The 25,472-nt window shown below is 71.9% G+C and carries 24 protein-coding genes and 1 tRNA gene; 9 read left to right on the top strand and 16 right to left on the bottom strand.

The genetic code is table 11. The annotated features are described in order from the left end of the window. Nucleotides 1–121: 121 nt before the first annotated feature. The 3 genes from OOK34_RS10345 to OOK34_RS10335 all read right to left on the bottom strand — a co-directional run bounded on the left by OOK34_RS10345 (nt 122) and on the right by OOK34_RS10335 (nt 2,624). Nucleotides 122–892: a nucleotidyltransferase family protein gene (locus tag OOK34_RS10345; RefSeq protein WP_267033570.1), complete on the bottom strand. Its 771-nt coding sequence runs from the start codon at nt 890–892 to the stop codon at nt 122–124. Nucleotides 893–946: 54 nt separating this feature from the next. Next, nucleotides 947–1,357: a hypothetical protein gene (locus tag OOK34_RS10340; protein WP_267033569.1), complete on the bottom strand. Its 411-nt coding sequence runs from the start codon at nt 1,355–1,357 to the stop codon at nt 947–949. A 190-nt stretch (nt 1,358–1,547) separates the two neighbouring features. Continuing rightward, nucleotides 1,548–2,624, bottom strand: a complete 1,077-nt coding sequence (locus tag OOK34_RS10335) for an ABC transporter ATP-binding protein (protein ID WP_267033568.1) — start codon at nt 2,622–2,624, stop codon at nt 1,548–1,550. Nucleotides 2,625–2,799: 175 nt separating this feature from the next. Here OOK34_RS10335 and OOK34_RS10330 point away from each other — a divergent pair, with 175 nt between their 5' ends. Further along, a complete protein-coding gene (locus tag OOK34_RS10330) occupies nt 2,800–3,480 on the top strand; it encodes a hypothetical protein (protein ID WP_267033567.1) in 681 nt (226 codons plus the stop codon). Between the two features lie 217 nt (nt 3,481–3,697). On the opposite strand, the gene OOK34_RS10325 is transcribed toward OOK34_RS10330, so the two are convergent. Further along, complete coding sequence (locus OOK34_RS10325; protein WP_267033566.1) at nt 3,698–4,843, bottom strand: RNA-guided endonuclease TnpB family protein; 1,146 nt, start codon at nt 4,841–4,843, stop codon at nt 3,698–3,700. 165 nt (nt 4,844–5,008) lie between these two features. Here OOK34_RS10325 and OOK34_RS10320 point away from each other — a divergent pair. Further along, a tRNA-Thr gene (locus OOK34_RS10320) sits at nt 5,009–5,084 on the top strand. An 85-nt stretch (nt 5,085–5,169) separates the two neighbouring features. On the opposite strand, the gene OOK34_RS10315 is transcribed toward OOK34_RS10320, so the two are convergent. Next, nucleotides 5,170–6,549, bottom strand: coding sequence for an FAD-binding oxidoreductase (locus OOK34_RS10315; RefSeq protein WP_267033565.1), 1,380 nt, complete (start codon nt 6,547–6,549; stop codon nt 5,170–5,172). A gap of 139 nt (nt 6,550–6,688) precedes the next feature. After that, nucleotides 6,689–7,681: a zinc-binding dehydrogenase gene (locus tag OOK34_RS10310; protein WP_267036692.1), complete on the bottom strand. Its 993-nt coding sequence runs from the start codon at nt 7,679–7,681 to the stop codon at nt 6,689–6,691. 100 nt (nt 7,682–7,781) lie between these two features. Between OOK34_RS10310 and OOK34_RS10305 the strand changes: the two genes are divergently transcribed. After that, nucleotides 7,782–8,462: a pentapeptide repeat-containing protein gene (locus OOK34_RS10305; protein WP_267033564.1), complete on the top strand. Its 681-nt coding sequence runs from the start codon at nt 7,782–7,784 to the stop codon at nt 8,460–8,462. A 71-nt stretch (nt 8,463–8,533) separates the two neighbouring features. Here OOK34_RS10305 and OOK34_RS10300 read toward each other — a convergent pair whose 3' ends face one another. The 6 genes from OOK34_RS10300 to OOK34_RS10275 form a co-directional block, all read right to left on the bottom strand. Further along, complete coding sequence (locus OOK34_RS10300; protein ID WP_267033563.1) at nt 8,534–10,393, bottom strand: serine/threonine-protein kinase; 1,860 nt, start codon at nt 10,391–10,393, stop codon at nt 8,534–8,536. 126 nt (nt 10,394–10,519) lie between these two features. Next, nucleotides 10,520–11,044 (bottom strand): hypothetical protein, encoded by a 525-nt coding sequence (locus OOK34_RS10295; RefSeq protein WP_267033562.1) that lies wholly within the window; start codon nt 11,042–11,044, stop codon nt 10,520–10,522. Between the two features lie 80 nt (nt 11,045–11,124). After that, on the bottom strand, nt 11,125–11,628 hold the full coding sequence (locus OOK34_RS10290; protein WP_267033561.1) for a hypothetical protein: 504 nt from the start codon (nt 11,626–11,628) through the stop codon (nt 11,125–11,127). 47 nt (nt 11,629–11,675) lie between these two features. Beyond that, on the bottom strand, nt 11,676–12,737 hold the full coding sequence (locus OOK34_RS10285; RefSeq protein ID WP_323183411.1) for a M4 family metallopeptidase: 1,062 nt from the start codon (nt 12,735–12,737) through the stop codon (nt 11,676–11,678). 698 nt (nt 12,738–13,435) lie between these two features. After that, entirely contained in the window at nt 13,436–14,059 is a 624-nt protein-coding gene (locus OOK34_RS10280) for a response regulator transcription factor (protein WP_267033560.1), read from the bottom strand. Beyond that, the gene (locus tag OOK34_RS10275) at nt 14,056–15,219 is read right to left on the bottom strand and encodes a sensor histidine kinase (protein WP_267036691.1); all 1,164 of its coding nucleotides are present in this window, start codon (nt 15,217–15,219) and stop codon (nt 14,056–14,058) included. Before OOK34_RS10275 ends, OOK34_RS10280 begins: the two co-directional genes overlap by 4 nt. Nucleotides 15,220–15,719: 500 nt before the next feature. Here OOK34_RS10275 and OOK34_RS10270 point away from each other — a divergent pair, with 500 nt between their 5' ends. From OOK34_RS10270 to OOK34_RS10260, 3 genes are all read left to right on the top strand, one after another. Further along, nucleotides 15,720–16,250 carry a heme-binding protein gene (locus OOK34_RS10270; protein ID WP_267033559.1) on the top strand — a complete coding sequence of 177 codons (531 nt, stop codon included), beginning with the start codon at nt 15,720–15,722 and terminating at the stop codon, nt 16,248–16,250. A 40-nt stretch (nt 16,251–16,290) separates the two neighbouring features. Next, a complete protein-coding gene (locus tag OOK34_RS10265) occupies nt 16,291–17,703 on the top strand; it encodes a M1 family metallopeptidase (RefSeq protein ID WP_267033558.1) in 1,413 nt (470 codons plus the stop codon). 175 nt (nt 17,704–17,878) lie between these two features. Further along, nucleotides 17,879–19,093 carry a transposase gene (locus OOK34_RS10260; protein WP_267036690.1) on the top strand — a complete coding sequence of 405 codons (1,215 nt, stop codon included), beginning with the start codon at nt 17,879–17,881 and terminating at the stop codon, nt 19,091–19,093. Here OOK34_RS10260 and OOK34_RS10255 read toward each other — a convergent pair. After that, the gene (locus OOK34_RS10255) at nt 19,085–19,621 is read right to left on the bottom strand and encodes a GNAT family N-acetyltransferase (protein WP_267033557.1); all 537 of its coding nucleotides are present in this window, start codon (nt 19,619–19,621) and stop codon (nt 19,085–19,087) included. The genes OOK34_RS10260 and OOK34_RS10255 overlap by 9 nt on opposite strands. 79 nt (nt 19,622–19,700) lie before the next feature. Beyond that, nucleotides 19,701–20,276 (bottom strand): TerD family protein, encoded by a 576-nt coding sequence (locus OOK34_RS10250; RefSeq protein ID WP_267033556.1) that lies wholly within the window; start codon nt 20,274–20,276, stop codon nt 19,701–19,703. 154 nt (nt 20,277–20,430) lie between these two features. Between OOK34_RS10250 and arfB the strand changes: the two genes are divergently transcribed. Further along, on the top strand, nt 20,431–20,856 hold the full coding sequence (gene arfB / locus OOK34_RS10245) for an alternative ribosome rescue aminoacyl-tRNA hydrolase ArfB (protein ID WP_267033555.1): 426 nt from the start codon (nt 20,431–20,433) through the stop codon (nt 20,854–20,856). A gap of 19 nt (nt 20,857–20,875) precedes the next feature. Here arfB and OOK34_RS10240 read toward each other — a convergent pair whose 3' ends face one another. Together OOK34_RS10240 and OOK34_RS10235 are read right to left on the bottom strand one after the other, a co-directional pair. Next, nucleotides 20,876–21,592 (bottom strand): Ig-like domain-containing protein, encoded by a 717-nt coding sequence (locus OOK34_RS10240; RefSeq protein WP_267033554.1) that lies wholly within the window; start codon nt 21,590–21,592, stop codon nt 20,876–20,878. An 81-nt stretch (nt 21,593–21,673) separates the two neighbouring features. After that, the gene (locus OOK34_RS10235; protein ID WP_267036689.1) at nt 21,674–22,156 is read right to left on the bottom strand and encodes a flavin reductase family protein; all 483 of its coding nucleotides are present in this window, start codon (nt 22,154–22,156) and stop codon (nt 21,674–21,676) included. A gap of 423 nt (nt 22,157–22,579) precedes the next feature. Between OOK34_RS10235 and cdgB the strand changes: the two genes are divergently transcribed. Next, entirely contained in the window at nt 22,580–24,352 is a 1,773-nt protein-coding gene (cdgB, locus tag OOK34_RS10230) for a diguanylate cyclase CdgB (RefSeq protein WP_267033553.1), read from the top strand. 68 nt (nt 24,353–24,420) lie between these two features. Then, nucleotides 24,421–25,458 carry a CBM35 domain-containing protein gene (locus tag OOK34_RS10225; RefSeq protein WP_267033552.1) on the top strand — a complete coding sequence of 346 codons (1,038 nt, stop codon included), beginning with the start codon at nt 24,421–24,423 and terminating at the stop codon, nt 25,456–25,458. The last annotated feature ends 14 nt before the right edge of the window (nt 25,459–25,472 follow it).

Raw genomic sequence — 25,472 nt, 5'->3', positions numbered from 1 at the left:
CGAGAAGGGCCCGGCGCGCTCCCCGCGCGCCGGGCCCTTCCGGCATGCCGGGGCACGGGGCGACGTAGCAACGCGGCGCAGCAACTCGACGTAGCACTCGTCGTAGCAACACGGAAAGGGCTCAGGCGGCCCCCTGCGCCGCCAACTCCCGTGCCGCCTCGGTGAGGTCCTTGGCCGTGTCGATCGCCCGCCAGTAGGCCCCCTGCGGCAGCGCAAAGCCCGCCAGCCGCCGCTCGCGCGCCAGATGCGGGAACGTCGTCCGCTCGTGGTCCCCCAAGTCCGGGAGCAGCGCCGCGAATTCGGGAGCGAAGACGTACACGCCGGCGTTGATCGGATAAGGCGACGGCGGAGCCTCGATGAAGTCCAGGACCTGCCCGAACTCATTGGTCTCCACCACCCCCCACGGGATCCGCGGCCGCGCCAGCGCCAGCGTCGCCGTCGCCTCCCGCTCGGCATGGAAGGCCGCCATCTCACGCAGCGGGAAACGCGTCCACACATCGCCGTTGGTCGCGTACCAGGGCCGGTCCGGATGCGGCAGCCGCCGGGCGGCGAACTTCAGCCCGCCCCCGCGCCCCAGCGGCTCCTCCTCCACCACCGTCGTCACCCGCAGCGGCAGCACGGCCCGCGCCAGCCACTCCTGGAGCACCTCCGCGAGATGCCCGCAGGAGACGACGGCATCGGTGACCCCCTCCGCCGCCAGCCACGCCAACTGGTGCCCGATGATGGGCAGTCCGGTACCCGGGATCTCCACCATCGGCTTCGGCCGGTCGTCCGTGTACGGCCGCAGCCGCGAACCCTGGCCACCCGCCAGGACGACTGCCTGGGTGGGCGAGGCCGGGAACGCGGCCGCGTGATCGGTGGATTGGGGCGGTACGGGGGGAATCTCGGTCATGGCCGCCAGCGTAGGGACGACCCCTGCCCGGGCCGGGGCAGGCGCGGCGGGCCGTCAGCCCATCGAGGCGACACCGGACGCGTACGAGGTGTCGCACACCGGGCGCGCGTAGGACTGGGCCCTCGTCGGCCCGTACGCCTCCACCGCGGCCCGGCCCAGCGCCCGCGCGATGCTCACGCAGTGCTCGGCCAGCGACGGCCGCTGGTTCACCTCCTGCTGGAGGTGTGTGAGGACGATGCCCGGCTGCTCGCCCTGCTGGAGCTCACCGAGGAGCTTGTCGCGCAGCACGTCCTGGGCGGCGACCGGCTTCTTGGGGACGGAGACGTCCTCGGCGGAGGCAGTCAGGATCTGGGAGGAGTGATCCGCCCAGGGGACCATCGTGACCGCGAGGGTCCCGGACAGGACCAGGACGACGGGCAGGACCAGGGCGAGGGAACGGCCGATACGGCGGGCAGTGTGGGTCACGAGGGCGAGAGTAGCGCTCGGTGAAGATTTGGCGACATTCAGTCACCCGGTCGGGGGATGGTTCGACGTGGCTTTTCGATTTAAGGGTTGACGAGTGCGGCCGAATGGCCCGGTCTGACGGGGTTCGCGCGGCACGGCCGGCAACTGCCGGAACAGGGGCGCCCCTTGGTGGACGCCCCTGCCCCACCGGCTACTTGGAGAGGCGGGCACCCGAGGACGTCGAGAACACGTGGATCTCGTCGGCACGCGGCACCACGTGCAGGGAGGAACCCTTCTCGGGCACCTGGCGGCCGTTCACACGGACCACGATGTCCTGGCCGTCGTGGCTGCCGTAGACGTAGCCGTCCGCGCCCAGCTCCTCGACCACGTTCACGGTGATCGTCAGGCCGCCGGTGTCACCGATGTCGAAGTGCTCCGGACGCACGCCGACCGTGACCGTCTTGTCGCCCGCGTCGGCGGCGACGGACAGCGCCTCGCGCGAGACCGGGACCACGCTCTCGCCGAACTTCACACCACCGTCGGCGATCGGAACCTCGACGAGGTTCATCGCGGGCGAGCCGATGAACCCGGCGACGAACAGGTTCGCCGGCCGGTCGTACATGTTGCGCGGGGTGTCGACCTGCTGGAGCAGACCGTCCTTGAGCACCGCCACGCGGTCGCCCATCGTCATCGCCTCGACCTGGTCGTGCGTGACGTAGACGGTGGTGATGCCGAGATCGCGCTGGAGCGCCGCGATCTGGGTGCGGGTGGACACGCGGAGCTTGGCGTCGAGGTTCGACAGCGGCTCGTCCATGAGGAAGACCTGCGGCTTGCGCACGATGGCCCGGCCCATGGCGACGCGCTGGCGCTGGCCGCCGGAGAGCGCCTTGGGCTTGCGGTCGAGGTACTGGGTCAGGTCGAGCATCTTGGCCGCCTCCTCCACCTTGCGGCGGATGGTGGCCTTGTCTTCACCGGCGATCTTGAGCGCGAAGCCCATGTTGTCGGCGACGCTCATGTGCGGGTACAGCGCGTAGTTCTGGAACACCATCGCGATGTCCCGGTCCTTGGGCGGCAGGTGCGTGACGTCGCGGTCACCGATGCGGATGGCACCGCCGTTGACGTCCTCCAGGCCCGCGAGCATGCGCAGGGAGGTGGACTTGCCGCAGCCGGAGGGGCCGACGAGGACGAGGAACTCGCCGTCCTCGATCTCCAGCTCCAGCTGGTCGACGGCGGGCTTGTCGCCGCCGGGGTACAGACGGGTCGCCTTGTCGAAAGTGACAGAAGCCATGGTGGTGAATCCCTTCTACCGGCAGGAACGTGCCGGACGATCCGAGTGGAAGGTCTAGTCCATTAATCCGGACTTCGCCCGACGCTACCCGCCGAACCCCCTCCTGTCAGCACCCACCCCGACGTGACTTCCGACTCTGTGCGATCTGTCGGACCCGGCTGCTTGGATGACGCCCATGAACGCCACACCGCGCCCCCGCGACGTCCACGAACTGATCCGCGTCCTCCCCGACGTCCCGGTCCTGCGCGACCGCTGCCGGGCGCTGGCGGCCCTGGAAGCACTGATGGGCGCCCAGTGCGGCCCCTACTTCGACTACGACCCCACGTGGGGCCCGGGCGTCGAGGCCGCGCTCATGAACAACGGCTCGGGCGACGAGTACACGATCCTCTTCACATCCGACGGGGTCTTCGGCCGCGGCTTCGACCACGAGTCCTGGATGAGCCCCTACACCAACGACGACATGGCCCTGTGGCCCGGCCTCGTGGACACCCTGCCGGAGGTGTTCCGGCCGCTGCTCGCGGAGCCGGCCTTCTGCGACGACGAAGTACAGGTGGCCACCGTGGTGTTCTGGCGCGAAACCACCGACACCGCCTGGCGGGCGGGCCCGGTGGAACCCCCCGAGCACGGGGCCGACGGCACGGCCCACCTCTTCGACGTCCTGGCCGCCGGCACCCCGGAGGCCTACGCGGCCTGGGCCGAGGACTACTACGAGCGCCCCCTCGACCTCGACGCGATCCGGTGGGTCTGGGACCTGCGCCCCCTGACGGCGACGGTCGCCACGACCCTGAACCCGGCCGCGGACCCGGCAGCGGCGGCGAAGGCGGTGGCGGGGATGGGCTGGCCGACGGGGGAGTGAGGGCTCGAAGCAGAGCGCTTGACTTTTGACCTGGAGTAGCCAGAGCGCCGCACTTTTGGCCTCGGCTCTGCTGAGCTTCACCGCTCTCGCGGGCGGTGCTTCCTGCTTCGACGCCCGTTGCCGGCCCGGCGTGACCCTGGGGGTCGCGCCTGGTCGGTCTTACGCAGGCTCCACAGGCATTGCGGCCGACGGCCCGTCGGTCCGTACTACACCCCGACTAGGCGGCCGGTACGAGATCCACCACCTCCGACGCCCTGATCACCGCAGGCGGCACCCGGCCGGGCGGCAGGCCCGTGGCCACCAGCCAGTACAGGCGCATCCCCTCATCCCGCAGGTTCACCGCCGCGTTCGTATCCCGGTCGTGGGCGGCCCCGCACTCCGCGCAGGTCCACTCCCGGACCGACACGTCGAGCTTCGGACCCTTCGCATGGCACGCGGAACAGCGCCGGGTCGACGGGAAGAACCGGTCCACGACCACCAGCGTCCGCCCGTACCACGCGCACTTGTACCGGAGCTGACGCAGCAACTCACCCCAAGCGGCGTCGACTATCGACCGGTTCAGCGCGGCCTTGCGCCGCCTCCCCTTGCCCGACGCCGCACGCAGAAGATTGGCGATCGGGAGGTCCTCCACCACGAGCACTTGGTTCTCGCGCACGAGGCGGGTGGTGAACTGATCCAGCAGATCACGACGGACATCACCGATCGCGGCGTACAGGCGGGCGATCCGCTCCCGCACCTTCCCCCGGTTCTTCGACCCCTTCCGCTTCACCGGCAACTGCCCCGGCGGGAGCGCACGCGACCAGCGGACATCCAGCGGTGTCGCCTGCTTGGCGAGCGTGACCGAGGCCGTCCCCGGACGCTCCGGATCCTCCAGCCACCGGAAACCCGTCCGTACGTACGTAGCCGAATCCCGCGACCGGTGCTTCGACTTCCGCTGCGGGTACTTCGCCGAGCCCTTGAAGAACCGCGAGAACGCCGCGTCGAGGTGCCGCAGCGACTGCTGGAGCACCGTCGAGGACGTCTCCTTCAGCCACGCGGTCTCCGGTATTCGCTTCCAGCCGGTCAGGGCGCGGCAGGTCTCGGCGAAGCCCAAAGACACCTGGTGCTCCTCCCAGGCCTTCATGCGGAGGGCGAGGCCCTCGTTGTAGACCCAGCGGCAGGCTCCGAAGGTCTGGGTGAGCTGGGCTGCCTGGTCGGGGGTCGGATAGAAGCGAAAGCGGTAGACCCGCTGGTGCGTACCCGGCTCCCTGGACAGGCCGCGGAGCGGTGTGGCCTTCCGGCCGTGGTGTTTGGTCCGGTCGCCCACCCCGAGTTGTTCGCGCTTGATGCGCTGGGCTTCCTCCCCCGTGACGCGGTCCGCCATCGTCGCCCCCTCCCACGATCTGATCTTCGGAACGGCACACCAGTCCGTTCAACGAACGTATGCGTGGGTGGTTACGGGTTCGGCTCTTACGTGATGGCTTCGGCAATCGGCCGCTGTGTAGAGTGATGGCGGCTTCGCTCGCAGTGTGTTTGCGCGTGGACTTGTGCCGCCTTAGCTCAGTTGGTAGAGCAGTTCACTTGTAATGATCAGGTCATCGGTTCGATTCCGATAGGCGGCTCCATCCCAGGTCAGAGGTGTGACAACCAAGGGAATTCGTACAGAAGCGGAGGGCCCCGGGCGATTGCCCGGGGCCCTTTTGCGTGGGGTCAGGCGCGGCCCGAGATGCGGTTGGCCAGGCGGGCCAGCGGGGTTGTGGTCGGGGTGTGGGTGGTTGTTTCGTGGCGGTCCGCCTCGCGGTAGGCGGCGTAGAGGGCGTGGACGCCGAGCCAGCGGAAGGGTTCGGGCTCCCAGCGGCGGACGCGGTGGTGGACCCAGGGCAGGGTGGTCAGCTCGGTGGGGTCGCCGAGGACCAGGTCGCGCAGGGTGCGGGCGGCGAGGTTGGCGGTGGCCACGCCCGAGCCGACGTAGCCGCCGGCCCAGCCCAGGCCCGTGGCGGCGTCCAGGGTGACGGTGGCGCACCAGTCGCGGGGGACGCCGAGGACGCCCGACCAGGCGTGGGTGATCTCCGTGCCGGTGAGGACCGGGAAGAAGGAGGTGAGGAGGGCTGTGAGGGAGGCGATCGTGGTGGGTTGGGTGCGGCCGTCGTTGTCGGTGCGTGAGCCGAAGCGGTACGGGACGCCGCGGCCGCCGATCGCGATGCGGTCGTCGGCGGTGCGCTGGGCGTACATGTAGGCGTGGGCCATGTCGCCGAGGAGGGGGCTGTCGGACCAGTTGAGGTGCTCCCAGACCGAGGGTGGGAGGGGGGCCGTGACGATCATCGAGGAGTTCATGGGGAGCCAGGTGCGCTTCTGGCCCTTGAGGGCGGCGGTGAAGCCCTCGGTGCAGCGCAGGACGTACGGGGCGCGGACGGTGCCGTAGGGGGTGACGGCTCGGCGGGGGGCGATTTCCGTGACGGGGGTGGATTCGTGGATGACCACGCCGAGGCGTTCGCAGGCCGCCGCGAGGCCGCGGACGAGCTTGAGGGGGTGGATGCGGGCGCCGTGCGGGGTCCAGCTGGAGCCGACGGCGTCGGCGATGTCGATGCGGGCTCGGGTGGCGGGGCCGTCGTAGAGCTCGCGTTCGGTCTCGCCGAAGGAGAGCTCGGCGGTGTGGAAGGCCTTGAGGCGGGTGAGCTGGGCGGGGGTGCGGGCGACTTCGAGTACTCCGCCGTGGTGGATGTCGGCGTTGATCTTTTCCCGGGCGGCGACCTTGATGACCTCGGTGACGGTGTCGTTCATGGCGTGCTGGAGGCGGCGGGCGGCGTCGTGGCCGTGGAGGGCGGCGTAGCGGTCGCGGCCGGCGATGCCGTTGTAGAGCCAGCCGCCGTTGCGGCCGGAGGCTCCGTAGCCGCAGAACTTCTGCTCCAGGACGGTGACGCGCAGGTCGGGGGCGGTGCGCTTGAGGTAGTAGGCGGTCCACAGGCCGGTGTAGCCGCCGCCGACGATGACGACGTCGGCCGTGGCGTCGGCGGTGAGGGGGGCGCGGGGTGGTTGGTGGGCGCTGGTGTCCGTCGCGTACCAGAAGGAGATGCCGCCGTTGATCGTCATGGGGGAGTTGGTACAGGGGGTTCCGGAAGGGTGTCCAGGGGGCTGGATGTCGTGTTTCGGGGGTGGATGGCAGGCCGGTTGGCCGGTGTGGGGGGCGGTGTACGGGTGTAGGGCGCGGCTGGGGGCCGGCGCGTGGGGGTCAGGGTTCCAGGACGACCTTGCCGGTGGTGGCGCGGGTTTCGAGGTCGTGGTGGGCGGCTGCGGCCCGGGCGAGGGGGTAGCGCTGGAGGGCGGGGCGCAGGCGGCCGGCGGCGGCTTCGGCGAGGGCGCGGGTTTCCAGGACGCGCAGCGGGTCGGGGGCGCCGACGGCCTCGAGCATGGCGGGTCCGAGGACGTTGCGGGTGGTGATGCGGCGGGCGGTGAGGTCGGCCCGTTCGGCTTCGGTGAGGTCGAGGGGGGCTTCGGACCAGCCGAAGGCGAGGTGCCGGGCGCCGGGGGCGAGGAGGCCGAGGGCGGTGCGGGCGGTGGCGCCGCCGACGGAGTCGAAGAGGACGGTGGCGCCTTCGGGGTGGTGGGCGCGGATGGTGTCGGCCCAGCCGGGGGTGGTGTAGTCGAGGGCGAGGTCGGCTCCGTTGGCGGCGGCCCGGGCGGTTTTGGCGGGGCCTCCGGCGAGGGCGATGACGGTGGCGCCGGCGTTCTTGGCGTACTGGACGAGCAGGGTGCCGATGCCTCCGGCGGCGGCGGGGACCAGGGCGGTGGAGCCGGGTCCGAGGTCGGCGAACTGGAGGATCCCGAGGGTGGTGCGGCCGGTGCCGATCATGGCGACGGCTTCGGCGGGGTCGAGGCCGTGGGGTACGGGGTGCAGTCGGGCGGCGTCGGCGACGGCGTGTTCGGCGTAGCCGCCGGGGGCGAAGCCGAGGTGGGTGACGACGGGGCGGCCGAGCCAGGTGGGGTCGGTGCCGGGGCCGAGGGCGTCGACGGTGCCGGCGACTTCGCGGCCGGGGATGGTGGGGAGTTGGGGGAGGGGTGCGGGTGGGCCCTGGATGCCTTGGCGGAGGGCGGTGTCGAGGAGGTGGACCCCGGCGGCGGCGACTTTGATGCGGACTTGGCCGGGGGCGGGGGCGGGGCGGGGGGTGGTTTCGTAGGTGAGGTTTTCGGCGGGGCCGAAGGTGTGGAGGCGGATGGCCTTCATGGTGTCCGTGTGCGTGTGCGTGTCCATGGCGTCAGCCTTCGGCATCAAGCGTGGTTGAGGTCAAGGGGTGGTTGTCGGTGCCGTGGGCCACGATGGGCGCATGGTGCGGAACGGGCAGCGGGGGCAGGAGCGGGTGAAGGCGGCGCGGCGGCCGGAGGTGCGGTTGCCGGAGCTGGTGGTGTGGGAGGGCGGTGGGCTGGAGCCGGACGGGGACTACGACGGGCTGGAGTTCGCGGACCTGGACCTGGCCGGGCAGGAGGGGGCCGGGGCGCGGTTCATGGACTGCGCGCTGCGCCGGTGTGCGCTGGACGAGGCGGGTCTGGCGAAGGCGCGGATCCTGGATTCGGTGCTGGAGGGGATCCGGGGGGTGGGGACGGACCTGTCGGGGGCTTCGCTGCGGGACGTGGAGCTGGTGGAGGCCCGGCTGGGCGGGGTGCAGCTGCACGGGGCGGTGCTCGAGCGGGTCCTCGTACGGGGCGGCAAGGTCGACTACCTGAATCTGCGGACGGCGCGGCTGCGGGACGTGGTCTTCGAGGGGTGCGTGCTGCTGGAGCCGGATTTCGGGGGTGCGGTGCTGGAGCGGGTGGAGTTCCGGGACTGCGTGGTGCGGGGGGCGGATTTCACGGGGGCGCGGCTGGCGGAGGTGGACCTGCGGGGGGCCGCCGAGCTGGGGATCGCGCGGGGGGTGGAGGCCCTGGCGGGGGCGGTGATCAGCCCCGCGCAGCTGTTCGAGCTGGCTCCGGCGCTGGCGGCGCAGCTGGGGGTGCGGGTGGTGGGGTAGGGCCGGGGCGGGGCGGGGCCGGGCGCGCGGCCCGTACGGACGGGGGTCGTACGGGCCGCGCGTCCGTGGGGTCAGCGCTTCTTCGGGTCCTCGGCGTTGCGCCAGATGGTGAGGTCCACCGTGATGTAGTTGCTCGCGTCCTTCGCGTCGGACTTGCCGCGGTACGTGGCCACGGCGATGTGTCCCGCGTCGCTGAGCACGCAGATCTCGGACCCGTCGGTGAGCTGGTCGAGGCCGACCTTCTCGGTGTAGCGGGTTTCCGCGCGGCAGGTCTCCAGCGAGCCCTTCTGGGCGTTGTTCAGCACGACCAGCTTGCCGTTGTTGGTGCCGACCTTCTTTTCGCCGAACAGGCTGTCGAAGTAGTAGTAGAAGTCCCCGCCGTTGTACATCACGCCGGCGTTGCCGCCCGTGCCCGGGCGCGGCGGGTTGTCGGCGAGCATGACCTGGTAGTTGGCCGTGATGTTGATGCCCTGGTAGGAGGCCGGGGTGGGGTCGGGCCGCTTCTGGTTCTTGTTCTGGGAACCGGAGCTCGTGGGGCCGGGGGTCGCGCCGTTGCTGCGGCTGCCGCCGGCGGTGCTCTTGCCGTTCTTGGAGGAGCCGTCCGGCAGCAGGGAGCCGATGACCGCGATGCCGATGACCGCGCCCACGATGGCCCCGGCGATGATCAGTCCCTTGGGCCGGGTCTGCTGCGGGGCGGGCGGGTAGCCGGTCTGGTGGAGCGGCGGCGGCGTGGGGTAGCCCGGGGCCATGTAGCCGGGCGGCGGGGTCATGTAGCCGGGGGGAGGGGTCTGGTACCCGGGCGGGGGCGTCTGGTAGCCGGCCGGTACCGCGCCCGGTGCCGTCGCCGGGGCTGCCGGGGCTGCCGGTGCGGCCTGCGTCGGGGCGGCGGCGACGCCGAAGCCGGTCGGTGCGTACGCGGGCGCCGGAGGTGGCGGCGTCGGGCCCGCGGCCGGCTGCGGGGGCGCGGAGAGCGCGGTCGCAGTGGGCGCGACGGTGGGCTGCGGCGGCGGGGTCTTGGCCGGTTCGGGCAGCCGCAGGCGTTCGGTGATGGAGCCGGCGACCTCCTGGGGGAGCCAGTCCTCGCCCTGGCGCAGCGGGGTAGGGGAGAGGTCGTGGCACATCCCGATGACCTCGGTCAGGGTGGGCCGGCCGGCGGGGTCGCGGTTCAGGCAGCGGCTGACCAGGGGATGCAGCTCCGCGGGCAGGGCGCTGAGGTCGGGGTCCTCGTGCACGATGCGGTAGAGCACCGCGTGCGAGTTCCCGTCGCCGTAGGCGGGTGCGCCGATCGCGGCGAAGGCGATGATCTGGCCGAGGGCGAAGATGTCGGTGCCCGCGGTGACCGTTCCGGCGGAGGCCTGCTCGGGTGCCATGAAGGCGGGCGTGCCGATGCTGACGCCGCTGCCGGTCAGGGAGGTGGCGTCGGCCGCGCGGGCGATGCCGAAGTCGATCACGCGGGGGCCGTCGGAGGCCAGGAGTACGTTGGCGGGCTTCAGGTCGCGGTGGACGATGCCCGCGCCGTGGATGACGTGCAGCGCTTCGGCGACCCCGATGGTCAGCAGCAGGACGCTGCGCAGCGGCAGCTTGCCGTGCCGGGCCACGGCGTGCGCGAGGGAGGGGCCCGGTACGTAGGCGGTGGCGAGCCAGGGCTGCGCGCCTTCGGTGTCGAAGTCGATGACGGGCGCGGTGTACAGGCCCTGTACCCGCTGCGCGGCGCGTACTTCCTGCTGGAAGCGCCGCCGGAACTCGGGGTCTTCGCTGAACTCGGGCCGGATCACCTTGAGGGCGACGGGCCGTCCGCCCAGCGTGTAGGAGAGGTACACCTTGCCCATGCCGCCGGCGCCGAGCACGGCCGACAGCCGGTAGCCGCCGACCGTGGCCGGGTCGCCTTGTCCGAGCGGCTGGAAGAGCTCGGCCGGAGGTGTACCGCTCATGAAAAATCCGTCCCCTATCAGGCAGTTCAAGCCTGTCGACGCCCGAAACCATCGAGAGAGTATCCGACGCGCCCGGTCGGCCGGGCCGGACTGCGGGACGGGCCCCGGACGGGCTCCGGGACGGGCTCAACGGGCGGGCAGGGGGCGGCGGCGCCGGTGGTAGGCGTGGGTGAGGGCCAGGATCAGGGGTCCCCAGAGGACGAAGAGGCCGCTGACGGTGACGGAGAGGGCCTGCCACCAGCCGTTGGTGAAGCCGACGTCGGAGAATCCGGCGATGTGGAAGACGCAGAGCGCCCAGTCGACGGTCAGGAAGGTGAAGCCGAGGCCCGCGAGGGCGGCGGGCACGGTGACCGCGTACGGCGGGATGCGCCGGCCGCGCAGTACGGGGACCCAGGCGGGGACGGTCTCGCCCCAGGGGCGTACGAGGCCGGCGCAGAGCAGGGCGCAGGCTTCGGTGAGCAGGCTGAGCGTCAGGACGTAGGGGACGGTGATCCAGAGCGGCTGGGGAGTGGGGGGAGTGTCCATGCCCATCTGGAAGCCGAATCCGATGGGCAGCCGCCACAGGCATACGGGCAGGGCGAGGAGCGGCAGGAGGCGGGCGGTGGTGACGGCCCAGCGGGGGACGGGGCGTGCGGTGGTGTGGAGGGTCATGTGCCCAGCCTGTCCGCCGGGCGGCGGGCGGGGATCGGGCGCGGGAGTGATCATGCTCCCCCGGGCGGGGGAGGCGTTTTTCAGGCCGGTACGCGGGGGAAGCGGGACTGGAGCGTCCAGATGACCGGGTTGTCGCCGAGGCCGTCGTGCATGTCGATGAGGTCCGCGATCAGGTCGTGGAGGAAGTCGCGGGCCTCGCGGCGCAGCAGGCGGTGGCTGAAGGTCAGCGGGGGCTCCTCCGGGTCCATCCAGTCGGACTCGATGTCGACCCAGCCGAAGCGGCGCTCGAAGAGCATGCGGTCGGCGGACTCGGTGAAGTCGAGTTCGGCGTACTGGCGGTTGGCGGAGCGGCTGCCGCGGGGGTCCTCGTCGAGCTGCTCGACGATGTCGCACAGCGCCCAGGCGAAGTCGAGTACGGGTACCCATCCCCAGGCTGTGGACAGTTCCTGGTCCTTGTTGGTGTCCGCGAGGTAGACGTCACCGCAGAAGAGGTCGTGGCGCAGGGTACGGACGTCCGCGGAGCGGTAGTCGGTCTGCGGGGGGTCCGGGAAGCGCCGGGAGAGGGAGTAGCCGATGTCGAGCACGTTCCCGATGGTGTCACGGCTACGCGTCTCCCGGCGCGGGGGGCGGGTCAGCGGACGTTGACGGCCGTCCAGGCTGCGGCGACGTGGGCGGTCTCCGGGGCGGTGGGGCCGTAGAGGTCCGCGGCGGCCCTGAGGGTGGCGGTGCGGGCGCCGGAGTAGTTGGTGCTGGAGCGCATGTAGAGGGTCAGCGCCCGGTACCAGATGCGGGTGGCCTTGTCGCGGCCGATGCCGGGGAGCTTGGAGTTGTCGTAGGTGGGGGAGTCGTAGGCGACCCCGTCGATCACTTTGGGTCCGCTGCCTTCGGCGAGGAGGTAGTAGAAGTGGCGGGCGGGGCCGGATGCGGCGTGCGGGTCGAGGGCGGCGAGGTCGGGGGACCAGTGGTCGCGGGAGACGCCGTCGGCGCTGGGGCGGTCCATGCGGCGGGGCGGGCCTTCGAGGGCGCGTTCGCCGAGGAGGTAGTCGCCGGGGTCGGCCTCGTTCCCGGCGAAGAACTCGCCGGCGGTGGCGAGGATGTCGGAGGTTCCCTCATTGAGCGCGCCGGGCTCGCCGGAGTAGCCGAGGCGGGCGGTGGAGGCCGTCAGGCCGTGCGCGAGCTCGTGGCCGACGACGTCGAGGGAGGTCGGCGGGCGGCCGGGGGTGGCGCCGTCGCCGTAGGTGACGCAGGCGCAGCTGTCGCTCCAGAAGGCGTTGCCGAAGCCGGTGCCGTAGTGGACGCGGGAGGTGGTGCCGACGCCGTCGCCGCGGACGCCGTTGCGGTTGAAGGCGGCCTTGTAGAAGTCCCAGGTCACGGCGGTGGCGTAGTGGACGTCGACGGCGGCGGTCTGGCGGTGGGCGGGGGTGCCGTCGCCCCAGACGTTGTCGGCGTCGTTGAAGGGGACGCCGGGGTTGTTGGTCTGGTTGAGGGCGTCGAGGGTGCGTTGGCCGCCGCGGGAGGGGTCGGTCAGCTGGTAGGCGGTGCCGGTGTAGGTGGTGCCGAGGGGGACGGTGCCGGAGTACTGGCTGTGGCCGGTTCCGGTGGCGGTGGCGGTGGTTTGGGGGGTGGTGGCTGCGAGGGCGGCTGCGCCGAGCAGGACGGCGGCGGCGGCGGCGAGGCGGCGGGGGTGTGACACGCGGGCTCCTTCGCGGGTTGCCGGGTGGCGGCGGGGCCGAGCGTGCCACTGGGGGTGGGGGGTGTGGTGGGGCTCCGCCGGGGTTGTCCGAAGAGGGGGGCGGAGTGTCCGGATCCCCCCTGCCGTTGCCTCCGGCGGGGGCGTGGGGGGCTGCCGCTGCCGGGCCGGCCCCCGGAACCCCTGCGCCTCAAACGCCGGCGGGGCTGGTTGTGCGTGCGGTGGCCGTCCGCCTGCGGGTCCGCTGCCGGGGGCCAGCCCCCGGACCCCTGCGCCTCAAACGCCGGCGGGGCTGAGTTTGGTTGCGGTGGCGGTGCGCCTGCGGGGTGGCGGTGCGTGTGCGGGTCCGTTGCCGGGGGCCAGCCCCCGGGCCCCCGCGCCTCAATCGCCGGCGGGGCTGGGTTTGGCTGCGGTAGCCGTCAAACGCCAGCGGGGCTGGATTGTTGCGGCGAGTCGGTCGTTTGCGGGCCCGTCGCCGAGGCCCAGCCCCGGGTCCGGGCGGAGCCCGGGGAACGGTGGAAGGGCGGGTAGGGGACAGCACCGCGCAGCGGCCACCACCCGCAGGCGGCGGCCGGACCCCAGCCCGGGCCCCTGGCCCCGCCCCGGCATCGGCGGACGGAGTCCGGCGCAGCGGCGCGAAGCCGGAGAGGCGCCCCGGCGCCGAGCCGTGCGAGCGGTGCGTCGGGGAATGGTGCGGTGCGTTAAGAAGGCAACAGCCGTTGTTCCTTGGCTACCGCCACCGCGCCCGCGCGGGTGTCGACGCCGAGTTTGTCGTAGATGCGGCCCAGGTGGGTCTTGACCGTGGCTTCGCTGATGAACAGCGCGCGGGCGATGTCGCGGTTGCCGAGGCCGCGGGCCAGCTGGCCCAGGATGTCCAGTTCGCGGTCCGTCAGGGTGGGGCGGGTGCCGCGCATGTGGGCCATCACGCGGCTGGCGACGGGCGCGGAGAGGGTGGTGCGGCCCGCCGCCGCCGAGTGGATGGCGGCGAACAGTTCCTCCGGGCGTTCCGCCTTCAGGAGGTAGCCCGTCGCGCCGGCGCCGATCGCGCGGGTGATGTCCGCGTCCGTGTCGTACGTGGTGAGGACGAGGACGTGCGGGGGCCGGGGGAGGGCGGTGATGCGGCGGGTCGCCTCGACGCCGTCGATGCCCTCGCCCAGCTGGAGGTCCATCAGGACCACGTCCGGGCGGAGCTTCGCGGCCAGGGCGACCGCCTCCTCGCCGCTGCCCGCTTCGCCGAGCACCTCGATGTCCGGTTCGCTGCCGAGGAGCGCGAGGAGTCCGGCGCGGACCACCACGTGGTCGTCGCAGAGGAGGATCGTCGTCATCCTGTGGGCTCCAGGGGGATTGAGGCCGAGAGGACGGTGCCCTCGCCGGGGGTGGATTCGATCGTCAGGGTGCCGCCGAGCTGCCGCACGCGGGCGCGCATCGCCGGCAGGCCGTGGCCGCGGTCGGGGCTGGAGGCGGCGGCGGTGAAGCCCTCGCCGTCGTCCGCGATGTCCAGGACCACCTGGTCGCCGAGGAAGCTGAGGGTGAGGGCGGCGGTGTGCGCGTTCGCGTGTTCGCGGACGTTGGCCAGGGCGCCCTGGGCGATGCGCAGCAGGGCGGATTCGGTGCGGTCGGGGAGGGGGGTGGGGGCGCCCTCCAGGTGGAAGCGGACTTCGATGTCGGGGCCGGCGTCCAGCGCGCGCAGGGCGTCGGCGAGGCCGGCGCCGTTGTCCAGCTCGGGCGGGGCCAGGTCGTGGACCAGGCGGCGGGCTTCGGCGAGGCCGCGTGCCGCGATGCCGTTGGCGGTACGGACGTGCGCGCGGGCGGTGTCCGGGTCGGTGTCCCAGGTGCGGTCGGCGGCCTGGAGCAGCATCTGCTGGCTGGACAGGTGCTGGGCCAGGGTGTCGTGGATCTCCATGGACAGCCGCTGACGTTCGGCGAGGGTGCCTTCGCGGCGTTCGGTGGCGGCGAGTTCCCGGCGGGTGCGGATCAGGTCGTCGATGAGCGCGCGCTGGGCCTGTGCCTGGCGCTCCATGTGGACGAAGACGGCCGTGGCGAGGGCGGCGATGGCGGGTGGGGCCAGGAGGAGGTTGGGGTCGAAGGCGGTGGACAGCTTGAGCTGGGCGATGACCACGAAGACGGTGAGCACGGCGACCAGGCCCACCGCGGCGCGCGGGGGCAGGGTGCGCAGGGCCGTGAAGAAGAGCGGTACGGCGCACCAGGCGAAGCTCGGGGCGAGGACCACCAGGACCACCCAGGTGGCCACGACCAGGCCGAGCCAGAGCCGCCGGCGGAGGGTGGGGGGCGCGGGGGCGCCGGTGGCGGGGGCGGCGGGGGTGGTGCCGGTCGCGCCGGTGGCTCCGACGGCGGGGCCGAGGACGTAGAGCAGGGCGAGGGCGATGCTGAGGGCGATCACCCAGGGGGTGCGGGGTTCGCCGGGGTGGCGGAGCAGGAACCGGGCCACCGAGGCGCCGAGCAGGAGGAAGAACGCCGTGTGCATGACGGTGGCGAGGGTGCGGGTGTCGGGGGCGGTCGAGGGATGCCGGCTCACGGCGTGGCTCCTGGTGGTGGGGCGGTGGTGTCCATGCTGCCGTAGCCCTGGCCGGGCGGGGTGCGGGGCGGACGGGGTGCGGGGTGGGCGTCGCCCGGGCGGGCGGCGGGGTGTGGGTGGGCCGGGGCCGGGGCCGGGGGCGGGGTGGGGTGCCGTCCGGGACGGGCTTCGATGTTCGGCGCCTTGGGGTGGTGGGGTTGTGGGGCGGGGGTTTGCGCCGAAATCATCTCGTTTTAGTCCCGGACGGCACCCCACCCCGTCCCCGACCCCGGCCGGGCCCCTGACCAGGGAAACCGGGTGGCCCGCACCGCCGCATCGGCCGATCGGATGACCCCCGGGTCAACCGGTGTGGTCGTCGGGCACAGCCGGTACGGGGACGGGTGGGGGCGGGGTCGCGGCCGAAGCTTGGAGGGAGCCAGACGAGCCGATGACCTCCCCAGGAGCACACCATGAACACCCGCACCCGCGTTCTCACCGGTACCGCCCTCGCCGTCGTCCTCGGCGCCGGGACCTTCGGTGCCGTCAGCGCGAGCGCCACGCCCGCCGCCCCCGCCAAGAAGGACGGCAACGCGAACTTCACCACCTCGACCCACCTCACGATCGGCGCCGCCACCCGCGCCGCCCAGGCCGCGCTCGAGGCCGCCCAGAAGGAGAACCAGAAGGTCACCGTCGCGGTGGTCGACCGCAACGGCAACACCATCGTCACCCTGCGCGGCGACGGTGCGGGCCCGCAGTCCTACGAGTCGGCGCAGCGCAAGGCCTTCACCGCCGTGTCCTGGAACGCCCCGACCTCCGTCCTCGTCGGCCGTCTCGCGCAGACCCCGAACCTGAAGGACATCCCGGGCACCCTCTTCCTCGGCGGTGGCGCCCCCGTGCAGGCCGACGGCGCCCCGGTCGCCGGCATCGGCGTGGCCGGCGCCCCGAGCGGTGACCTGGACGAGAAGTTCGCCAAGGCCGGCGTCGAGTCCCTGCAGAACTAGGACCCAGGCCCGCTCCAGAGCCCCCGCTTAGGATCGGTGCGTGGAACTCCGCGCGCTCACCCGCCTCGCCGTCCCCGCCGTCGCCGCCCTGCTCGTCCTCACCACGGGATGTACGGGCGCGACGGTGCAGGGGCGGCCCGGCGCGTCCGGGCTGCGTGATCCGTACTTCCCCCGGGCGGGCAACGGCGGCTACCAGGTCGAGCACTACGAGCTGGACCTCGCCTACGACCCCGCCGACGGGGAGCTGCACGGCACGGCCGTCATCACCGCCCGCGCCGAGCAGGGGCTCAGCTCCTTCAACCTCGACTTCAGCGGCCTCAAGGTCGAGGGCGTGGAGGTGCAGGGCGCCGGCGCCCGCCACAACCGCACCGGCAACGAGCTGACGGTGCGTCCGGCCAAGGACCTGAGGAAGGGCGAGGTCTTCCGTACGCGGGTGGACTACACCGGGCGGCCGAAGGCGGTCGTCGATCCGGACGGCTCCAAGGAGGGCTGGATCACCACCGAGGACGGCGCGGTCGCCGTCGGCGAGCCGGTGGGGTCGATGGGCTGGTTCCCCGGCAACCACCATCCGAGCGACAAGGCCGCGTACGACGTCACCGTGACGGTGCCGGACGGCTACGAGGCCGTGTCCAACGGCGAGCTGCGCTCCCGCCGGGAGGTGGAGGACGGCGAGACCGAGTTCGTGTGGCACAGCGCGGAGCCGATGGCGAGCTACCTGGCGACCGTCGCCGTCGGGCGGTTCAAGGTGAGCATCGGGCGGACCCCGTCGGGGGTCCCCGTCTACAACGCCGTCGCTCCCGACCAGGCGGCGGGCAGCGAGGCGGCGCTGGCGCGGCTGCCGGAGATCGTGGAGTGGGGCAGCCGCAGGTTCGGCCCGTACCCCTTCTCCACCGCCGGTTCGATCGTGATGCCCGCGCAGACCCTCGGGTACGCGCTGGAGACGCAGACCAAGCCCGTCTACTCCGGCGCGCCCGACGAGGAGCTGGTCCTGCACGAGCTGGCCCACCAGTGGTTCGGCGACTCGGTCTCGCCGAAGTCCTGGAAGGACATGTGGCTCAACGAGGGCTTCGCCACCTACGCGGAGTGGCTGTGGTCGGAGGACCGGGGCGGCATCGGCGCGCAGCGCCGCTTCGAGGCCTTCCTGGCCGGTGACACCTCGGTCGACCCGCATGCCGACGCCGCCTGGGACGCCTTCCCGCCGGCCGCGCCACCCGGCGCCGAGCACATCTCCGACGACCCGGTGTACTACCGGGGCGCGATGGTCCTGCACCGGATCCGGCAGGAGGTGGGGGACGAGAAGTTCTTCGACCTGCTGCGCGGCTGGGCCACCGACCACCGGCACGGCAACGTGAGCACCGCCGACTTCACCGCGTACGCGCAGCAGCGCACGGGCCACGACCTGCGGAAGGTGTGGGACGTCTGGCTGTACGGCGAGGGCCGCCCGAAGGCGTAGGCCGTGTGTTCAGCGGACCCTTGCGAGGAACCCCGGGCGTTTACGCCCGGGAGGAATCACATCCCTGACCCGAAGGCGCGGAGCGCCGGAGTTCGCTGCGTTCCCCGCTGGAACGGGCGTTGTCAGAGGGCGCTGTTACGTTGCCGGTGTGAAGCTCGTCGTGCGGGTGAAGCTGATGCCGGATGCCGTGCAGGCACCCGCGCTGTCGGCGACCTTGCGGGAGGTCAACGAGGCGGCGTGCTGGGTGTCTCGGGTGGCATTTGAGCGTGGTATCCCGCGTGAGTACGAACTGCGCAAGCACACTTATGCCGAGTTGAAGACGCGTGGGTTGGGAGCGCAGGCCGCACAGCACGTGATCAAGAAGGTCCGTGACGCCTACACCGCGTTGAAGGCGAACATCCGCGCCGGGAATCTCGGCAAGCCGGGGTCGAGGCGGCGGGTCAGGGCCGAGTCGAAGCCGGTCATGTTCAGGCCGGAGGCCGCGCAGCCTTTTGACGACCGGTGTCTGTCCTGGCAGTACGACGCGAGGACCGTCAGCATCTGGACCACGGCTGGGCGCCTCAGAGGTGTCCGCTTCGCCTGCTCACCCGGCACGTTCAAGACGCTCCGGGAGCACCGCAAGGGCGAGTGCGACCTGATCCAGCGCGACGGCAAGTTCTACCTGATCGCCGTCTGCGACATCCCGGAAGCCCTGCCAAACGAGAACCCCGCCGGGTTCATCGGCGTTGATCTCGGCGTCGTCAACATCGCCACCACGTCTACCGGCTACCGGGCCGCCGGGCGCGGTCTGAACCGGCACCGAAAACGACAGCTCGACCTGCGAAAGAAGCTGCAGGCCAAGGGAACCAAGTCCGCCAAGCGACTCCTCAAGAAGCGCAACCGGCGCGAACAGCGCCACGCCGCGAACGTCAACCACGTCATCTCCAAGACCATCGTCTCCACCGCTGAACGCACCGGCCACGGTGTCGCCCTCGAAGACCTGGGCGGCATCCGGGACCGGGTACGGCTCCGTAAAGGCCAGCGGGCACAACTGCACTCGTGGAGCTTCCACCAGCTCGGCCAGTTCATCGCCTACAAGGCGAAGCGGGCCGGGGTGCCGCTGGTGTACGTCGATCCGGCATACACCAGCCAGCAATGCTCCGAGTGCGGACACATCGACCGGAAGAACCGAGTCGATCAGGCCACGTTCGCGTGCCGCGCCTGCGGCGCCGTCATGCACGCGGACGACAACGCGTCCCACAACCTCGCCCGCAAGGGCGAGACCGTGTGGACCGCGGGGCGTGAGTCACGCGTCCCAGCCGCCCCCCAGGTGGCTCAGACGGAGGAGGCCACGCGACAGCCAGCCGCGCCCTACCTCCAAGCCCGGTCGTTCACGGCCGGGTCAAGTTGACAGGGCCTTGCGCAATACCGTGCAGGGGCGGCCCAGTTCGCGGTCCTTGGTGTGGCGCAGGGGGGTGTAGCCCTGGGCCTGCCAGAAGGCGAGGGCCTTGGTGTTGGCCTCCAGTACGGCCAGGCGCAGGCCGGTGCGGCCCGCCGCGCGGAAGCGGTCCTCGACGAGGGCGGCCACGGTGCGGCCGTAGCCCTCGCGGTGCGCGGTGGAGTCGATGAGGAGCAGGCCGATCCACGGGTCCGGGTCCTCGGAGGCCGGGTCGCCGGGGGAGGGGTTCGGGTTGTGGGCCAGGGTGGCGGCCAGGCCGACGAGGCGGCCGGCGGAGCGGGCCAGCAGCACCTCGGCGCCCTCGTGGGCGAGTTCGTCGGCGAGTGAGGCCGCGACCTGCTCGACGGTGATGCGGGCCGGGTCGGGGAAGTCGCCGCTCAGTTCGAAGAACGCGTGGTTCGTCGCGTAGAGGGTGGCGACCTCGGTGAGGACCGGGCCGGGCAGGGCGCCGTCCACGGGGACGAGCGGTTCGAGGATCACGTACCGAACGGTAGCGAAGCCCCCTGCCCGGAAGGCCGGGAGGGGGCTTCGGCCACGGCGCGTCTGATCAGGATCCTGATCAGACGTTGACGCCGAAGTCCTGGGCGATGCCGGTGAGGCCGGAGGCGTAGCCCTGGCCGACCGCGCGGAACTTCCACTCGGCGCCGTTGCGGTAGAGCTCGCCGAAGACCATGGCGGTCTCGGTGGCGGCGTCCTCGGAGAGGTCGTAGCGGGCGATCTCGGCGCCGCCGGCCTGGTTCACGACGCGGATGTAGGCGTTGCGGACCTGGCCGAAGTTCTGGCTGCGGGACTCGGCGTCGTAGATCGAGACCGGGAAGACGATCTTGTCCACGTCGGCGGGCAGGCCGGCGAGGTTGACGTTGATGGCCTCGTCGTCGCCCGAGCCCTCACCGGTGCGGTTGTCACCGGTGTGGACGATGGTCTGGTCCGGGGTGGACTTGTTGTTGAAGAAGACGAAGTGACCGTCGGAGACGACCTTGCCGGTCGGGTTGACCGCGATGGCCGAGGCGTCCAGGTCGAAGTCGACACCGGTCGTCGTACGGACGTCCCAGCCGAGGCCGACCGTGACGGCGCTGAGGCCGGGGGCCTCCTTCGTGAGCGAGACGTTGCCGCCCTTGGACAGGCTTACTGCCATTTTGACTGGTGTCCTTCCTCGTCACATGACCTCGATATGGGGTCAAGTTACCGCTGACCTCCATAACGCGGGGAGGAGGTGCGCAGTTCCACGGCGGCGCGTCGCCCCGTAAATCGGGGTGACGGGCCCACGGGCGGGGGCCGATCATAGGGGCATGCCTGGTCCCCATGTCATCCGCGGTTCGGTCGTGCTCCCCGAGGGGGAACTCGCCTGGCGGTTCTCGCGTTCCTCCGGGCCGGGCGGGCAGCACGTCAACACCTCGGACTCGCGGGTGGAGCTCCTCTTCGACCTGGGGGCGACGAAGTCGCTGCCCGAGGTGTGGAAGGAGCGGGCGCTGGAGCGGCTCGCGTCCCGGCTGGTGGACGGCGTGGTGACCGTACGGGCCTCCGAGCACCGCTCGCAGCTGCGCAACCGGGAGATGGCCCTGGTCCGGCTGGCCTCGCTGCTGGCGGAGGCCACGGCCCCGCCGCCCAAGGCCCGGCGGGCGACGAAGATCCCGCGGGGGATCAACGAGCGTCGCCTGCGGGAGAAGAAGGCCCGCGGCGAGACGAAGCGGGGACGCACCGGACGCGACTGGTAGCGGGCGGCTCGCGGTCACCTCACAGCCGGACGTCCAGGGTGATCGTGCCCTTCACTTCCTTGATGCCGTTGCTCACGGTGTAGAAGATCTTGTCGGTGCCCTCGTAGTTCTTGTCGGCCCTGTAGACGAGCTGCTTCTTGTTGTTCTCGATCGACACCTTCCCGTGCTTCGGCTTCTCCGCCTTGACGATCTTCAGCTGGCCGCGGCCGATGGCCAGCTGGCCGACGTTGAACTTCTTCGCCTTCTTGTCGGACTGGTACACCGTGCCGCTCGGGGAGGTGGCCTTCAGCTGGCCGGGCTTGCTGGGCTGGTCCGCCCCACTGCCGGGGGTCACACGGACCGTCGCGGTGAGCGTCTTGCCTATGTCGGCGCCGAAGCTCGGCTGGGCCTGCAGGCTCACGAGTACGCGGCCGGGCTCCTTGCTCGTCCAGAGGTACTCCCAGTCGTCGCCCACGTATTCGACGCTGTTGATGAACTTCTCGGGTGGAGGGTCTTCCCAGTAGAGGGCGATTTCGGCGATCTTGACCGCCGATTTGATGGGAATGCTCACCGCGATCCTGTCCCCGTAGTTGAGGACGAATCCGGGGTTGCACTGCGTCCAGTCCGCCCCTGCCAGGTTCGGACAGGTGATCTGGTCTTCCTGGGGCGGTGCGGCCTGGGCCTGTGTGCCGAGAGGGCCGAACGCGGGAACGGCCAGCAGTCCGGCAATGGCCACGGACAGTGTTCGCTTGCGCATGACGTACCTCCTCTTGCGCGCCGGCGGAGAAGGAAGCCTTCTCTCAGCCTACGGACCCGGAGGCCACCCCGCCCGGGGGCGCTACGGCGCCAGGTGCCGGTAGCGGCCGCGGAAGTACGTCAGCGGCGGCGCCTCCGCCGCCGGCAGGGCGGCGGACAGGACGCGGCCGACGACCAGGGTGTGGTCGCCCGCCGTGACCCGGGACTCGGTGCGGCACTCCAGGGTGGCCAGCGCGCCCGACATCAGCGGCGCGCCGGAGACGGGGCCGCGTACGTACGGCAGGCCCTCGAACAGCAGCCGGTCGCTGATCCGGCCCTTCATCGCGAAGCGGCCCGCGACCTGGACCTGGCTGTCCGCGAGGAGGGAGACCGCCCACAGCGGCTGCTCCGCGAGCAGGTCGTCCATCCGCGAGCCCTCGCGCACGCTCACCAGGACCAGCGGCGGGTCCAGGGACACCGACATGAAGGCGGTGGCCGTCATGCCGACGTCCTCGCCGCGTCCGTCGGCGTCCAGGGGCGGCTCCTGGGCGGTGATCAGGCACACGCCCGCCGCCAGCCGGGACATGGCGGCCCGGAACTCGTCGTTGCTCACCCCCTCAGGATGAGGGGTGGCAGGGTGCGGCGGGCTCGGGTGTACGGGACCGGGATGTACGGGACTGGGGGTTACGGGGCTCGTGTTCGGCACGTACCGAACGCTAGTCTCGCGGCTGCGCGCCGCACATCGGGCCCTGGTCCGAGCCGCGTCCCCGCCCCTCGGCCTAGGCCCGCGCGTATCGTTTGCTCGCGGGAAGGAGGGGGAGCGCTCCCACTCCTTACCCCGCCCACGGCACGCCCTTATTCATCTCATGTGACTTGAGTCACAGAGGGCAAGATTTGTTGACCCTGTGTACCTGCCGCACAGCTCACTGTGATTCAGTGGACGGGACACCGCAACGAAACGCCGATGACAAACCTGGAGTTGCTGTCGAGGTCTCGGGGAGAGCGAGCAATGGAGACCGAGTCGGAGCCGTACGTCCGTCTTGCGACCCTGCGGCAGCTGCACCAGGTGGTGGCCGAGCTCAACACGGCCCGGAGCCTGGCGGACACCCTGCAGACCGTCGTGGACGGCATCGTCAGGGGCCTCGGCTACGAACTCGCCTGTGTCAACCTCGTACGCCCTGACGGGGATCTCGTCGTCGCGGCCTTCGCCGGCGACCCCGCCGCCGAGGCCCTGATCACCGGCCGCGTCGGCTCCCGCGCCGCCTGGGAGCGCCGCCTGACCATGGGCGAGGACTGGGACGGCCTGCGGTTCATCCCGCACACCGAGGGCTGGGTCCTGCTGGAGGACGACGTCCCCCAATGGCACACGGACGGCCCCGACCCGCGCTTCGCGGACGAGTGGCACCCCGAGGACCGGCTCTACGCCCCCATGTATGCGACCGGCGGGGAACTGCTGGGTGTCATTTCGGTGGACAGGCCGCGCAACGGGCGCCGCCCCGGCGCGTGGGGGCGCGAAGCGCTCCAGATGTACGCCTTCCAGGCCGCCATTGCGATCAGCAACGCACGGCTGCGGGCGAACATGCAGCGGGCCCTGGTCCGGCTGGAACGCGAACAGCAGGCGCTGCGTGCCAGTGAAGAGTCGTTCCGGCAGGCCTTCGAGTACGCGCCCAGCGGCATGGCCATCGCCGAGATGGGCGGCGATCAGCACGGCCGGCTGCTGCGCACCAACGACGCGCTCTGCCGGCTGCTCGGCCGGCCCGCATCCGTCCTGCGCCGCTACTCCTTCTCCGACCTCGTCCACCCCGAGGACATCGGCACCCTGCTGCGCACCTCCGCCGAGGGCGGCCGCGCCGAGCTGCGCCTCGGGCGGCGCGACGGCACGTACGTCTGGGTCTCCCTGCGCAACTCGGTCGTCGCCGACGCGGCCGACGGGCCCCGCTTCCTGCTCACGCACGTCGAGGACATCGAGGAGCGCAAGCGGCACGAGCTCCAGCTCGCCCACCGGGCCAGCCACGACTCCCTCACCGGCCTGCCCAACAGCGCCGAGCTGCGCTCCCGGCTCGGCGCACGGCTGTGCCGGCGGCCCCAGTCCGTACGGGCCACCGCCGTGGAGGCCCTGGACGCGGCGTACGAGGGCCGCCCCGAGGCGGGTGGTGCCGGAGAGCACGGCTTTCCACCCGACGGGCAGCACCACGGGTACGACAGCGGCTTCTCCGGCCAGGGCTTCCCCGCCCAGGGCGCCCAGGGCTTCCCCGCCCCCGCGGCCGGGCAGGCGGGCGGCGGCGACTCCTTCGACTTCCCCGGCCCCTTCCCGGGGCGCGCGGAAGGCCCGTACGACCACCACGTGCACACGGTGGCGCCCGCCACGGACATCGACGACGGCACGAAGGGGCTCGCGGTGCTCTTCTGTGACCTCGACGGCTTCAAGTCGATCAACGACCGGTTCGGGCACCACACCGGCGACGCGGTCCTGATCGAGGTGGCCCGGCGGCTGACGACGGGCGTCAGGGACGGTGACACCGTCGCCCGGCTGGGTGGTGACGAGTTCGTCGTCCTCGCCGACGGACTGGGCGCCGCCGACGCCGCCGACCTCGCCGTACGGCTGCGCAACGCGATCATCCCGCCGATCCGGGTGGACGGCCGCGCGGTGCGCGTGGGGGCGAGTTTCGGGATCGGCTGGGCCAGCTGCGGGATGTCCGCGGACGAGGTGCTGCGCTCAGCCGACCAGCGGATGTACATCGAGAAAAGGTCCCGTTCCAAGGCCCACCGCAGGGCAGGCTGAGGCCGTTGGCCGCCCGTGGGCGCACGTGTTCGGGGTAGGCTCCCGGGGGTCGAAAGGAGTGACCTGCGATGACGACGCCCGCGAACAACGGCCCGCACGGTGGGGCGAACCAGCCCGAGGACGATGATCCGTTCGGCTACCTCTACGCGGACGGCCAGGCCGCCGGAGCCACCCCGCCCGGTCAGGGCGGCGGATACGGCTACCCCGGCCCGACGGGCGGCGGTCAGCCCGGCGCGCAGCCAGGCGTCCCCCGCACCTCGTACAACCAGGTGCGTACGGTCGGCGAGCGGACCTACGGCGGGCAGCGCGGCGCCGTGCCGCAGCAGCAGCCGGCCCCTTCGTACCAGGCGCAGTACCAGGCGCCGGAGGCCCTCCAGGCCGGTGGCTACGGGGTCCCTCAGCAGCCGCAGTACACCCAGCAGAGCCCGCTCCCGGGCGGCGGCCACGGCGGCCACGGTGGCGGCGGCTCCAGCCGCAAGGGCCTGCTCATCGCGGCGGTCGCGGTGGTGGCCGCGGTCGCGATCGGCATCAGCGCGGCGCTGATCTGGGGGAACAACGACAAGGACAAGGGCGACAAGAACCAGGCGTCCAACCAGTCCCAGCAGCCGGTCGCCCCCCAGCCCAACCAGGGCTCCGGGCAGCCGAGCGGCTCCCCGACGCCCTCGCAGGCCCCCCTGCCGAAGGGTGAGGCCGCCGGCGCCGGAATGGCGCTCACCGGCGGCGCGGTGCTCCAGAACACGGTGCTGGGCTCGAAGAGTTCGGGCGGCCAGTACGTCGGCAACTTCAACGTCACGGGTGCCGCCCTGACCTGGACGGTCGACGTGCCCGAGGCCGGCGAGTACACACTGCACGTGAACTACGCGGTGCCGGGCAAGGACGCGAAGACGACCCTCACGGTCAACGGGCAGAGCCCGACGCAGTCCCTGAACCTGGCGAACTTCGCCAAGGCCGAGGCCGGGGCGTGGGACAAGGGCTGGACCCGCACGTACGCGTGGATCAACCTGAAGAAGGGCTCGAACACGATGAAGATCTCGTGCGAGGCCGGGAACCAGTGCGAGGTCATCTTCGACCAGCTCGGACTGGCTCAGGGTCACACCAAGCGCTGACGCGCGCGGCCGAG

It is taken from the genome of Streptomyces sp. NBC_00091, from assembly GCF_026343185.1.
In the GTDB taxonomy this organism is placed as follows: Bacteria; Actinomycetota; Actinomycetes; order Streptomycetales; family Streptomycetaceae; genus Streptomyces.
The sequence above is the reverse complement of the archived record's forward strand: the minus strand, read 5'-3'. Positions and strand labels throughout refer to the sequence as shown.